This is a genomic window from Streptomyces sp. NPDC104831, from assembly GCF_055583025.1.
The window spans coordinates 234,961-247,314 of record NZ_JBVJOT010000001.1 but is presented as its reverse complement, the minus strand read 5'-3'; the positions used below and the strand labels follow the sequence as shown (position 1 = coordinate 247,314).

The window sequence follows — 12,354 nt, the reverse complement described above, 5'->3', positions numbered from 1 at the left end:
ATCCGTCGCGGAGCCCTATGCGCGTTCCGGGCCGCGGTGCTTCCGGGCGGCTTCGTGGCGGCTGTGGACTCCCAGCTTGGTCAGTACGGCGCCCACGTGATGGCCGACGGTCTTGGGACTGATGTAGAGGCGAGTGGCGATCTCGGCGTCCGAGAGACCCTCGTCCAGCAGTTTCAGGACGTCCATCTCCCGGTTGGTGAGCCGGTAGGGATTGGCCCGGGTGGCCGACCGCGGGCCCTGCCGGACCGGGCGGATCCCGCGGACGCGCATCAGGGAGCGGGTGCGGGCCACGGCCGGCCGGGTGCCCAGGGCCTCGAAGGCGGACATGGCCTGGCGCAGCGCGGACGCGTCACCGGACAGACGGGCCAGCGCGGCGTCGTAGGGGCAGCCGAGGTCGTCCCAGCGTGCCGCGGCGCCGGCCCAGTCGCCGGCCAGTTCCAGCGCGTAGGGTCCGGCGGCCGGGACCTGCGGGGGCTCGCCTCCGGCGCGGCGGATCCAACAGGCGAGGGGTCCGGACAGCCAGGGATGGGTACGGTCCGCCAGCGCGGCCAGACCGCTGCGGGCCTCCGCCCGAACCCGCTCGTGGTCACCGGTCAGCCAGGCGGCCTCGACCCGTGCCTCCCACCCCAGCCCCGTGTCCCGCAGGCAGCCCTGGTCGACCGAGCGCGCCGCCTCGTCCAGTGGCGGCCACGCCTCGGGCCTGCCCAGTCGCGCCCGAACCAGGCCCAGCACGGTCAGTGCCAGGGCCCGCGCGACCGGCGGCGGGCCCGGATGGGCCAGGATCTGCCGCGCGGCATCGGCGGCCCGCGTCCACGATCCCCGGTTCAGCAGTCCCCAGCCGCCCCAGGCCCGTGCGCACAGTAGGTAGGCCGGCAGGTCGTGATCGAGGCAGTAGTCCTCCGCCCGGCTCACGGCCGCGGCCGTCCGGACGGTGTCCCGTCGCAATGCGGCCAGCCAGCACATGAGGAGGGTCAGCGGGCCCGCCTCCAGCGGCAGGTCCGCGGCCATCACGTCCGATGCCGCCCGCTCGCACTCCTCCCAGCCGCGCCCTTCGCGCAGTACGCGTGCCGCCGCGGTGTGGAAGCGCGCCTGGACGGGCACGGCCGTGTCACCGGAGCGCTCGGCCAGAGCGGTCGCCTTCCCGGCGTGCAGGGCGACCGCCGCCTCGCCTTCGTGCCGGTAACAGGCCAGCTGACAGAGGTTCAGGTAGGCCAGCGCCAGCTCCCGGCCGGGCGGCGTCACCCCTTCGAGCACCCGCACCGCGTCGAGGCCGGTCCGCCTGGCCTCCGCGGTCCGCCCGGCCGGCCACAGCCAGCAGGACAGCCGGCGCAGGTTCTCCCCCTCGCGCAACCGGTCGCCCTCCGCGCGGCGCAGCCCCACCGCCGCGCGGAGGGACACGATCCCCTCGTCCAGCCGGCTCGACAGGAGACAGGCCTGCGAATGGCCCTCCAGCAGGGAGACCCGCTGCCCGGGCGGCAGGCGGTCGGCGTACCGCAGGGCATGGGCGTACTGGTCGGCGGCTTCCCGGTGTGCGCCCAGCGCGGCGGCACGGGCGGCGGCCACGGGCGCGTACCGCAGCACGGCGGCCGGGTCCCCGGCGCCGGCGGCGTGATCGGCCAGCAGCGGCAGATCCTCCTCGGCGACCGGGCCGGACCGCATCGCCGCCAGCACCTGCCGGTGTATCCGCAGGCGGGAGGCGGCGGGCACGGCCTCCAGCACCGCCAGCCGGGTCAGCTCGTGGCGGAACTCGGTCACCTGTCCGTGGGTGCGCACTATTCCGCAGGCCACGGCCTCGTCCAGGGCTTCCTCCGGGGCCGGCAGGATGTCGGCCAACAGGGGCAGCGGGACCCGGGCCCCCAGGACGGCCAGTACGTCGACCACCCTGCGCGCCGTGGCCGACAGGCACGCCAGGCGGCCCGCCACGGCCTCGCGCACCGTGGCCGGGACGGCTTCGGCGGGGGCGGCCAGGATCTCGGTGACGAGGAACGGGTTGCCGGCCGAGACGCGGTACAGATGCTCGGTGTCCACGGCGTGCCCGGTGGCCAGCCGCGCGACGGCCCGGCGGCTCAGGGGGGTCAGATCGTGCCGGTACACCCACGGATAGCCGGCCAGGGTGCCGAGGAGAGCGGTCACGTCGTGGGTGCGGCCGATCTCGTCGTCGCGGTAGGTGGCCAGCACCAGTGCCGGGACGTTCGGCAGTCGGCGGGCCAGGTAACGCAGCAGGTCCAGCGTGGCCTCGTCGGCCCAGTGGATGTCCTCGACGACCAGCAGGCTGGGGTAGGCGCTCAGGTCGGCGAGCAGACAGTCGTAGACCTCGTCGGAACGGCAGGCGCCGGTCAGCGCACCCGTCAGGGCGGTGCGCACCTCGCGGCCCAGGTGCGGGGCCAAGTCCAGCAGCGGGCCCAGCGGGCGGGGGGTGGCGAGCGGGTCGCAGGCACCGATCACGACGCGGATGTGCGGATCGGTCACCTGGGCGAGACGGCGGACGACGGCGGACTTGCCGATTCCGGCCTCCCCGCGGACAAGGGCCAGGCGCCCGGGACCACTCACGGCGGCCTTCAGGTGACCGGCGAGGTCCCGGAGCACGGTCTCCCGCTCCAGAAGGTCCATCACCGGCCAGTTTCCTCCTGCGGCCGGAGCGGTGCAAAAGATCCGGACCGATCAAGACCGGGCCGGTCGGCCGGGCTGGAACGTGGGCTGCCGGGGCGGGGTGTGGGGTGTGCCGGGGACGGACGTGGGGTGCGGGGAGCGGAACTTGGGGTGCTCACCCGATGCGCCCGCCGTTCATGGCCGCGCATGCTGGGCGAAGAGTTTCAGACCCGGGCATCGGAGAGCTTCCTGTGCCTAATGGACTGCCGATCTGCGACGTCCATATCCCTCGGAAAGGAAACATCATGGCGAACAAGTATGCCAAGCGTGCGGCTCTGATAGCCGCATCGGCAGCCCTGGCCGCAGGAGGCGCCCTGGCGCCGTCGAGCGCCTTCGCTACCCCGGCACCCACAGGAACCCACGCGACGGCGCCGAGCGACCACGGCGGGAACAACAACAACAATAACAACAACAACGGAGGCCGGGGCGGGAACAACAACAATAACAACAACAACAACGGAGGCCGAGGCGGAAACAACAACAACAACAATAACAACAACGGCGGAGGCGGGAACAACAACAACAATAACAACAACAACGGCGGGCGGGGCGGAAACAACAACAATAACAACAACAATAACGGAGGTCGGGGCGGAAACAATAACAACAATAATAACAACAACGGTGGAGGCGGGAACAACAACAATAACAATAACAACAACGGCGGAGGTGGGAACAACAACAACAATAACAACAACAACGGCGGGGGTGGGAACAACAACAATAACAACAATAATAACGGTGGAGGGGGGAACAACAACAACAATAACAACAACGGCTGAACTTGACGGTCCGGCGGCCGGGAGCGCACAGTCCCCCGGCCGCCGGACCGCCGCGTTCGTGCGGGGTGATCAAAACGAGGAAAGAAACCGTGCGCAGAGGCGGCCTCGTAGCTGCGGCCACCTGCTGTCTGGTGTGGGGCGGATGGGGGGCCACGGCGAGTAGCGCCACCGCCTTGGCGCAGAACCCGCAGGCCACACCGCTGAAGTCGACGACTCGGTGCTACGCGACGCGGAACGACCCGGACGAAGTCGTGTGCTACCGGCAGTCCTGGAAGGCCGAGTTCAGGCACGGAGACGTGGTGTACGTGCCTCTTCTCATCCAGGTGCCCAAGCCCTCACATCCGCTGTCCGTGATTCTCGTCGACAGCCTGGACGACATTCGTCCGAGCGCTACGACGGGCGCCTGAGAACTCCGCTCGGCCGGTCGCCGGAGGTGTCACAGCCGCCGTCACCCCAGACCTCGTCGCAACCGCGTTCCGACTGGCCCGAGTGCGACGCGACACGAGCCGGGGCGGCCGCCGAAGCGGTTTCGGCGGCGCCGGACGCGGCACCGCAGGCCAGGAAAACACCGAGTGCGGACACCGCGAGAACACAATGGGCGTGCCGTGTGCTCGTCCTCATGGGCCCTGCCTTTCGATCCACCGCCTCGCGCGGGCGCAATCCGCGCAATCCCATTGTCGGACGCCGCCGGGACGGAATCCAGCGGAGCCGGCGACAAGGGAGGCGGGATCAGCGGCCGCCGAACGCCTCGTCCGTGGGCACGACCTCCTGTCCCAGCGGCATGAGCGAGAGGGGGATGAGCTTCAGGTTCGCCCAGCCGAAGGGAATGCCGACGACCGACAGGAAAAGAGGAATGCTCGTGACCAGGTGGGCCAGCGCGAGCCACCAGCCCGCGAAGACCAGCCAGATGACATTGCCGACGCACGACGGCGCCCCGGCACCCGGCCTCTGCACAGTGGTACGGCCGAACGGCCAGAGGACGAACCCGGCGATGCGCAGCGACGCGATGCCGAACGGAATGGTGACGATCAGGACGAAACAGATCAGGGCGGCGACCAGGTAACCGATCGCCATCCAGAGCCCGCAGAGAAGAAGCCACAGGATATTGAGCAGCAGGTTGAAAACCTTCATGTCCGGTATACCTCTCCAGACGGGCCCGCCGGCATACCTGCCGCCGTCGCGCGTCACCTTTCGCCCCGGCCCGCCCGCCACCGCCGCCCGCCATAGGCGGCGGCACCCAGGGCGAGCACGCCCGCGCCGGCGGCCACCGAGGCCGGGGGCAGCGCGAAGGCCAGCGCCGCGCAGCCCAGCAGGCCCACCGCGGGCACCACGCGGGCGCGCGGTGCCGTGCTCAGCGTCCAGGCCGAGGCGTTGGCGACGGCGTAGTAGGCGAGCACGCCGAAGGACGAGAAGCCGATCGCGCCGCGCACGTCCACCGTGGCGGCCAGCACGGCGACCACCGCGCCCACCGCCGCCTCCGCCCGGTGCGGCACCCGGAAGCGGGGGTGGACGGCCGCCAGCGTGCCCGGCAGATGTCCGTCGCGGGCCATGGCGAGCGTCGTACGGGAGACCCCGAGGATCAGCGCCAGCAGCGAACCCAGCGCCGCCACCGCCGCCCCGGCCCGCACCACCGGCACCAGCCCCGGCGCCCCGGCCGCCCGCACCGCGTCGGCCAGCGGCGCCGCCGCGTGCCCGAGCCGGCCCGCGCCGAGCACCCCGAGCACCGCCACGGCCACACCGGCGTACACCACCAGGGCGATCCCCAGGGCCAGCGGGATCGCCCGGGGGATCGTGCGCGCCGGATCGCGCACCTCCTCCCCGAGGGTGGCGATCCGTGCGTACCCGGCGAACGCGAAGAACAGCAGCCCGGCCGCCCGGAGCACCCCGCCCGGGTCCGCCGGCGGTGCGGCCGTCAGCCGTGCGGCGTCCGCCTCCCCGGAGGCCAGGCACACCACGACCACGGCCGCGAGGACGGCCAGGACGACGGCCACGATGCCCCGCGTCAGCCACGCCGACTTCTGGATTCCGCCGTAGTTCACGGCGGTCAGCGCCACCACGGCGGCGACCGCCACCGCGTGCGCCTGCCCCGGCCACACGTACGCGCCCACGGTGAGCGCCATGGCCGCGCAGGACGCCGTCTTGCCGACCACGAAGGCCCAGCCGGCGAGGTACCCCCAGAAGGCGCCCAGCCGCTCCCTGCCGTACACGTACGTGCCGCCGGAGGCCGGGTGGCGGGCGGCCAGCCGGGCGGAGGAACGCGCGTTGCAGTAGGCCACCACGGCGGCGACGGCGAGCCCGGCGAGCAGCCCGGACCCGGCCACGCGCGCGGCGGGCCCCGGCGCGGAGAAGACCCCGGCGCCGATCATCGAGCCCAGGCCCATGACCACGGCGTCCCGCACGCCCAGGCCGCGGCGCAGACCGCCGTCCGTACGTGTCATGCGCCGCACCCTACTGAGCGCGGGCAACCGGGGGACGGGCCGCCGGCGTCTTCCTCCCCGACACGGCACGGACACGCGCGCGTGCCGCTCGCCGGGCCCGGGCGAAAGCCCGGGGCGAGGACGGTGCGGACACGGCGCGGAAGGGCAGGTTCACGGCATGGGCATCATCGGTTGGATCATCCTGGGACTGCTGGCCGGAGCCATCGCCAAGGTCCTGCTGCCGGGCCGCGACCCCGGTGGCTTCATCGGCACGACCGTCATCGGCATCGCGGGCGCGTTCCTCGGCGGCTGGATCTCGGCGCGCTGGCTGGACCACCCGATCAGCAAGCACTTCTACGACGGCGCGACCTGGGCGGCGGCCATCGGCGGCTCCCTGGTGCTGCTGATCGCCTACCGCCTCCTGTTCGGCAACTCCCGCGACTGACCGCGGCCGGAGGCGCCGCGGACGGTGCGCACAGCACGGAAGGGCGGGCACCCCACGGTGTCCGCCCTTCCCTCTCCGTGCGCCTAGCGGTAGTTCACGAACTGGAGCGCGAAGTCGAAGTCCTTGCCCTTCAGGAGGGCGATCACGGTCTGGAGGTCGTCACGGCTCTTGGAGCTGACGCGCAGCTCGTCACCCTGGACCTGCGCCTTCACGCCCTTCGGGCCCTCGTCGCGGATGATCTTCGCCACCTTCTTGGCGTTCTCCTGGGAGATGCCCTCCTGGATCGTCGCGAAGATCTTGTACTCCTTGCCGGAGAGCTGGGGCTCGCCCGCCTCCAGCGCCTTCAGCGAGATGCCGCGCTTGACGAGCTTGGACTCGAAGACGTCGAGGACGGCCTTCACCCGGTCCTCGGAGTTGGCCTCCAAGAGGATCTTGTCCTCGCCGGACCACTTGATCGAGGCCCCCACGCCCTTGAAGTCGTAGCGCTGGGAGATCTCCTTGGCGGCCTGGTTGAGGGCGTTGTCGACCTCCTGCCGCTCGACCTTCGAGACGATGTCGAAACTGGAGTCGGCCATGTCCTGTGGCTCCTTGTATCGGGGTGCGAATGGGGTGGGTGCCGGTGTGCGCGGCGGCGACCGCCGGGCCCGGTGATCCACCGGGCCGCATCCGCACCAGCCTAGCCACCCCGCACCCCCGGATGCGGAGATCAACCGGGTGGCGAAGCACCCCGGTGCATCGGGTATTGTTTACGTCGTTGCCGGGGAACACCGCCGAAAGCGGGTTCGACGCGGCAGCGCCACCCGGCGGTGTGCCCGAGCGGCCAAAGGGAGCAGACTGTAAATCTGCCGGCTCAGCCTTCCCAGGTTCGAATCCTGGCGCCGCCACACGGGAACGATGGCCCCGTGATCTGCGTAAACAGCAGATCACGGGGCCATCGTCGTACTCCCCAGTGATCAGGGGACTGTCTCACGCTGTCTCGCGTTCGAACGCCCCGTCTCGATGCGCGTGGACGGACCGTGGACGGTTTCTGCGGCCGGTCATCCGGCCCGCCTCAGCCGGGCGGAGATCTTGGCGTTCGCCGCCTCGTCTCCGTCCTTGAGGAACTTGGCGTACACCCGGAAGAGCACCCCCACGCTTTGGCCGGCACGCTTGGCCACTAGCTGGGGCTCCAGCCCGGAGCTGAGCCAGGTGGACACCGCAGCGTGGCGAAGATCATACGGACGCTTGGCCAACGTGGACTCGAACTCCTCAGGGGCGAGGGCTCGCGCCCGTGCCTCGGCCCAGACCTCCCCGTAGCCCGTGTCCTGGACCAGTCCGCCACGCAGGGTCTGGAACACGCGGCCGTCCGGGGCGGTGCCGTAAGCAGTGAGGTGCCATCGCAGCAGGGCGACCAGTTCAGGCGGGATCGGTACTGGCCGGACAGCTCGTCGGGGGCGGTGCTTCAGTCCCCTTTTGTCGTGCGCCTCACCGCTGTCCGTCCAGGCCCTCCCCGAGCGTGGGCGGGTTTCCCTCAGACGGAGCAGCCCCCACCCCCGTTGGGGGAGGTCACAGTCACGGCGACGCAGACCGATGACTTCGGCCGGCCGCGCCGCCGCGTAGTAGATGCACCCGAAAAACGCCGTGAGGCGACGGCCACGCGGACTCTGGTCCCGTACGGCGGCCAAGAGCTTGGCTGCCTGTTCGGGATTCGGCACGCATTCGGGGTCGACTTCCTCTTCTACCTGCTCTGGCGCCTTCCACTTGAGGCGGGTAAGTGGATTGTCGGCGAGGAGTTCGGACTCCACAGCGAATTCCAGCGAGTTGAAAAAGATAGCGCGCTTACGGCTGATGGTCCCCGCTGCGGCGGTCTCCCCGTCCAGCTTCAGCGACACCGCATTGAGCGCGGCCCGTATCAACAGGAGATCCGACAAGGACGACATGGGCAGCGACTTGCGCTCGAACCACCCGAGAACCTTGACCACGTCGCCCGGGGGCTCCTCGTCCCAACGGTTCTTGTTGAACGCCCAGCTATACAGGGCGCGTCGCACGACTCTGGAGTCCGGCATGCCCTTCGTGTCCTTCACGAAGACGGGCGTCACGGTCGCCATCGCTTCGGCCAGCGTGCGGCGTGTCGAGGCGGGGGAGTGGACCCACTTCATTTCGATGTAATTGCGGGCGTGCTGGTACCACGAGATATCCCGCTTCTTCACGACCAGGGACTTCGGTAGCCCGCTGTCGACGTCGAACGGCTCACCCTCACGAGCCGCGGTGATGAGCTGGGCCCGGCGGCTCTCCGCCAGGCCCAGGGTGAGGAAAGACTCCGCGTGCGGGCGTGTGCCCACCTTCCAGCGGACTTGATAGGGCTTCCGGTACTCACGCTTGCGGATAGCCCATATCTTGACGGTGTAGCTCCACTCGGTCACGCGGCTTCCAATTCGTCTTTGAAGGCGTCCAGGGCACTTCGACGCACGCAGATTCGGCCGGACGGGGTGCGACGGGCCTCGGGCCCGTAGCCGCGGTCGCGCCATCGGTACCAGGTGGGTCGGCTGATGCCGAGTTCTTCTAGGACGTCACGCAGGGGCAACAGTTCGTCCTTCGGCGTACGCCGCCGGCGGGAAGACGGGGTGGTCATGCCGGAATCTCCTTGGGACAGCAGGAGGACAGACGAAGGGGAGGCCCCTTGAGGGCCTCCCCAGGAATCCGCTACATGCGCTACATCCGCTACATCGCAGGTCAGGGGCCTGTTTTCTGTAGCGGATGGGTGGCGTGTAGCGGATTGGTGCCGCTACACGGTGGGTGCGGCGGCGGCCGGTGTAGCGGTTTCGTCGGGGGTGTAGCGGATGCCGGGAAGCTTTTCCGCTACCGATTCACCCGTGTTGACCTGCGGCGTAGCGGATGTAGCGGATGTAGCGGACTTTGATGGGGGCGGGGGGCAGTAGCGGGCCCAGGCGTCCGCGAGATCCTCGGCGTAATACCCGCGTGGCACGGCGCCGGCGGCCGTGCGGATGGGCCGGGGCTTGATCGGCTTGTTGGCTCCGGTGACGTACTGGCTCAGCAGCCGGGCCAGCCCCCGCGGGGTAAGCGGCTTGCCGCCGACATCGACCCATGGGGCGTCGTCCATGCTGGTCAGACACTCCAGGATGGCGGCGGTCGGCATGCGGTCGATGCCGCAGAACACCGTGTCGCGCAGGTCGGTCAGCAGCCGGATACCCAGGGAGGCTTCGTCGTCCTCGCCCGCGGCGGTCACCAGCTCGACGCACGCGGCCCGCGCCCGCTCGGGCCAGGTCCCGCCGGCCGCCTCGGCGATGGCGAGCAGGGGTTCCCACACGTCGGCGGGCCGGTCGGTGATGCCCTCGGGCATGACAGGCCAGGCGCCGTCCACGGTGGAACGGACGGCGGCGGCCCACCGGGCGAGCCGGTCGCGCAGGGCGTGACCTTCCTTCTCGTGGACGCGCTGCCGGTAGGGCTCCACCCGCTCGTTGCGGGCGCGGCGGCGCATGCGGATGATGACGGACCGGGTCAGGATCGTGTCCGGCAACGAGCCGAGTCCGGCCATGGCGACCGCGCAGTACGAGGGGAACGGCTGGACGGTCTGGTTGGAGCCGTCGCCGACGCACCGGTAGGTGACGCCGGAACGGCGGTGGCCGGCGTTGAGGAAGCCGCGAAGTTCCTCGTTGTCCCCCGCCTTGGGACCGAACACGGTGTCGATCTCGTCAAACAGGATCGTGGGCCGTCCCTCCGCGCCGGACACCGCGCGGAAGAGCGCGGCGGCGGACGCGTTGACGGCGACCATCGGCTGGGGGACCAGGGTTTCCACGATCTCCAGCGCGCGGGACTTGCCCGACCCCGGCTCCGGGGAGAGGAACGCGATGCGGGGGGTGGAGTCGAAGCAGTCGAGCAGGTGGGCGTGCGCGTCCCACAGGGTCACCGCGACGTAGGCGGCTTCGGTGGGGAAGACGTTGAAGCGGCGGTGGAAGGCTTCCACCTCGTTGAGCAGCGCGGCTCCGTCGATGGGGGAGGTCATGCGGCTGCCCTCCCTTCACGGGGGTTGCGGAGCGGGCAGGTGGCGCGGTGCGCGGCGTGGGCTTCGATCAGCGCGCGGACCTGGGCGTGGCCGATGGCGCTGCGGTCCCAGCCGCACTCGCACCGGGAGGTGGCGGTGGGCATGTGGCCGTACCGGGGGCTGCTGATGGCCAGCCACGCGATGGGTTGGCGGCCGTCGCCCGGGTGCGGGTCAGAGCGAAGAGCAGAAGGGACGCCCTTGCGGGCGGCGCCTTTCGGCTCGCCTACGGCCGCACGGTCCGCGGGGTGTGGAGCGGCGCCCGGGCCGGTGGTCGGGGCGGTGGGGCAATCCAGGCGGGGGGAGACGGGGCCGGTCATGAGGCTGCCTGCCGTGGGGTGGCGTGGGTGATGACCCAGTCCATGGCGCTGCGGATGGTCGTGCGGCACTCGGCCGGCGGCAGACCCGTAGCCTCCCCCGCCCCCTGGATTGCCTGCTCCGCCACGTCCCGGGGCAGGTCGCCCCACGCGACGAACCGGGCAATCTTGCAGGCGCTTCGGTGCAGGGTGTTGTTGCGGCCGTCCGGCCCGCCCTCCCTCGTCGCCGCGATGACGGCGCATTCGCGTTCCAGCGCCACACGGGCGGCGCGAGTGCCGTCCCGGACTGGAGACAGAGCCACGACGGCGGGCCTGTGCGGCTCGGTGAGCCGTTCGGCCAGCCATCCGGGCAGCGGTGCCACGGGCGCATCACAGGCAATCTCGTACACGCCGTCTGCCGTGGTGCTGCCGGGGGCGACGACATAGCCGCCCCATGCGCGGGTGTCGATGTGGGCGCCGAGACGGTTCGCGCTGCACTTCAGCTGCACCCCGGTCGGGGCAGTGAAGTACAGGTGCTCCCCGCCGCGCGCGGTCCGCACCCGGTAGGTCGCCGGGATGGCCTGGCCGGCGCGCTCGCAGAGCGCTTGCAAGGAAGTGGCGCCGTCAGGCGCTCCTTCTGGTTCCTCAGGCTTGCACACGTCCAGGTCGACCACGAGTAGCCCGGCCGGGCCGGTCGCGATCCCTACGTTGTACGGACGCGTCGCCCACGTGGCGTGGATCAGGTCGGGGTTGGTAGTGGCACGTTGTTCGGGCTTGCGGTGCCCGCCCGCGCACCGTCCCGAGCGCGGGCAGTCGCGTTCGGCGTGCCCCGCGGGCCGCTTGGCACGCGGGTGCAGAGGGATGACGGGCCAGCCGCGTTCCGCACTTGTGAGGGCGGAGGCTAGCAGGGGCAGGCAGGAAAGATCGGCGGTCAAAGGCTGGTTCATGCCGCGGTCCTGTTTGCTCCCGGCGGTAGGGCTCGCGGCAGGGGGGTGGATTGGGTCATGCTGGAGACCTCCAACAGGTCTGTCGAGGACTGGTTGGCAAGGGCGGCCCCGGTTCTTGGCGGAATGGGGGGCCGCCCTTGGCATAGCTACAGGTGGTTGTTGGTCTTGGCCCAGACGCCGCGTGTGGTGCTGTGGACGTTGCGCTGGTCCTGATAGACGGGGCCCTCGTAGTGGTGGTGGACGGCCGGAACGGGCGTGGCGCGCTTGGCGAGCCGTGCGAGGGCGAGGACGAGCGCGGTGGGGGCGCCGAAGACGAGTCCGCAGACGACCGGGTCGGCGAACTGCGAGACGTACATGAGGACGGCGGCCGTGCCGCCGACCATGGCGGTGGTAGCGCCGCCGGCCAGCATGAGCGCGCTGGCGTCGGTCGCGCCCTGACTCATCGGCGGCCGGCCGGGCTGCGCAACCGGCGGCGCGCTGCCGTAGGTCGGCAATGGGGTGTCGTCGCGGTACGCGGTCGGCATCTCGGGTGCGGGCCGGTAGGCGTTGGCGATGATCCGGCGTGCTTCGGCGGCGGCCTCGGTGTCGGTCATCGGGAGGGGGTGGGTGGGGTGGTCGGGACGGTTCACGGAGTGGTCCCTCCGGGGTGGCCGCGGTCCCTGCGCCGAGGTGTGACGCGGGGGCCGCTGGCGGGTGTGACGGGGGTGTGACGGGGTGCTGTGACGGCGCGTCACACCCGCTCCCGCCTAGGGGTTTGGGTGTGACGGGTCCGTCACGTG

12 protein-coding genes and 1 tRNA gene are annotated in these 12,354 nt (G+C 70.9%); 3 read left to right on the top strand and 10 right to left on the bottom strand.

Annotated elements, in window-relative coordinates:
• Window positions 1-15 precede the first annotated feature (15 nt).
• On the bottom strand, window positions 16-2,610 hold the full coding sequence (locus ACZ63H_RS01185; RefSeq protein WP_469860904.1) for an ATP-binding protein: 2,595 nt from the start codon (window positions 2,608-2,610) through the stop codon (window positions 16-18).
• Window positions 2,611-2,894: 284 nt separating this feature from the next.
• Here ACZ63H_RS01185 and ACZ63H_RS01180 point away from each other — a divergent pair, with 284 nt between their 5' ends.
• Entirely contained in the window at window positions 2,895-3,431 is a 537-nt protein-coding gene (locus ACZ63H_RS01180) for a hypothetical protein (protein WP_469860902.1), read from the top strand.
• A gap of 729 nt (window positions 3,432-4,160) precedes the next feature.
• Here the strand turns inward: ACZ63H_RS01180 and ACZ63H_RS01175 are convergent.
• Both ACZ63H_RS01175 and ACZ63H_RS01170 read right to left on the bottom strand, forming a co-directional pair.
• Complete coding sequence (locus ACZ63H_RS01175) at window positions 4,161-4,562, bottom strand: YccF domain-containing protein (protein WP_469860900.1); 402 nt, start codon at window positions 4,560-4,562, stop codon at window positions 4,161-4,163.
• Between the two features lie 53 nt (window positions 4,563-4,615).
• Entirely contained in the window at window positions 4,616-5,869 is a 1,254-nt protein-coding gene (locus ACZ63H_RS01170) for an APC family permease (RefSeq protein WP_469860898.1), read from the bottom strand.
• A gap of 157 nt (window positions 5,870-6,026) precedes the next feature.
• Here ACZ63H_RS01170 and ACZ63H_RS01165 point away from each other — a divergent pair, with 157 nt between their 5' ends.
• Window positions 6,027-6,293: a GlsB/YeaQ/YmgE family stress response membrane protein gene (locus tag ACZ63H_RS01165; RefSeq protein WP_467932593.1), complete on the top strand. Its 267-nt coding sequence runs from the start codon at window positions 6,027-6,029 to the stop codon at window positions 6,291-6,293.
• Window positions 6,294-6,376: 83 nt separating this feature from the next.
• Here ACZ63H_RS01165 and ACZ63H_RS01160 read toward each other — a convergent pair whose 3' ends face one another.
• The gene (locus ACZ63H_RS01160; protein WP_469860896.1) at window positions 6,377-6,868 is read right to left on the bottom strand and encodes a YajQ family cyclic di-GMP-binding protein; all 492 of its coding nucleotides are present in this window, start codon (window positions 6,866-6,868) and stop codon (window positions 6,377-6,379) included.
• A 227-nt stretch (window positions 6,869-7,095) separates the two neighbouring features.
• Between ACZ63H_RS01160 and ACZ63H_RS01155 the strand changes: the two genes are divergently transcribed.
• A tRNA-Tyr gene (locus ACZ63H_RS01155) sits at window positions 7,096-7,177 on the top strand.
• Window positions 7,178-7,330: 153 nt separating this feature from the next.
• Here the strand turns inward: ACZ63H_RS01155 and ACZ63H_RS01150 are convergent.
• The 6 genes from ACZ63H_RS01150 to ACZ63H_RS01125 all read right to left on the bottom strand — a co-directional run bounded on the left by ACZ63H_RS01150 (window position 7,331) and on the right by ACZ63H_RS01125 (window position 12,168).
• Window positions 7,331-8,695, bottom strand: a complete 1,365-nt coding sequence (locus ACZ63H_RS01150) for a tyrosine-type recombinase/integrase (protein ID WP_469860895.1) — start codon at window positions 8,693-8,695, stop codon at window positions 7,331-7,333.
• Window positions 8,692-8,904: a helix-turn-helix transcriptional regulator gene (locus ACZ63H_RS01145; protein WP_469860893.1), complete on the bottom strand. Its 213-nt coding sequence runs from the start codon at window positions 8,902-8,904 to the stop codon at window positions 8,692-8,694. Before ACZ63H_RS01145 ends, ACZ63H_RS01150 begins: the two co-directional genes overlap by 4 nt.
• A gap of 153 nt (window positions 8,905-9,057) precedes the next feature.
• Window positions 9,058-10,296 carry a DUF3631 domain-containing protein gene (locus ACZ63H_RS01140; RefSeq protein ID WP_469860891.1) on the bottom strand — a complete coding sequence of 413 codons (1,239 nt, stop codon included), beginning with the start codon at window positions 10,294-10,296 and terminating at the stop codon, window positions 9,058-9,060.
• Window positions 10,293-10,439 carry a hypothetical protein gene (locus tag ACZ63H_RS01135; protein ID WP_469860890.1) on the bottom strand — a complete coding sequence of 49 codons (147 nt, stop codon included), beginning with the start codon at window positions 10,437-10,439 and terminating at the stop codon, window positions 10,293-10,295. The genes ACZ63H_RS01140 and ACZ63H_RS01135 overlap by 4 nt, the downstream gene beginning before the upstream one ends.
• A 209-nt stretch (window positions 10,440-10,648) precedes the next feature.
• The gene (locus ACZ63H_RS01130; protein ID WP_469860888.1) at window positions 10,649-11,575 is read right to left on the bottom strand and encodes a bifunctional DNA primase/polymerase; all 927 of its coding nucleotides are present in this window, start codon (window positions 11,573-11,575) and stop codon (window positions 10,649-10,651) included.
• Window positions 11,576-11,721: 146 nt separating this feature from the next.
• Complete coding sequence (locus ACZ63H_RS01125; RefSeq protein ID WP_469860972.1) at window positions 11,722-12,168, bottom strand: hypothetical protein; 447 nt, start codon at window positions 12,166-12,168, stop codon at window positions 11,722-11,724.
• Between the last annotated feature and the right edge of the window lie 186 nt (window positions 12,169-12,354).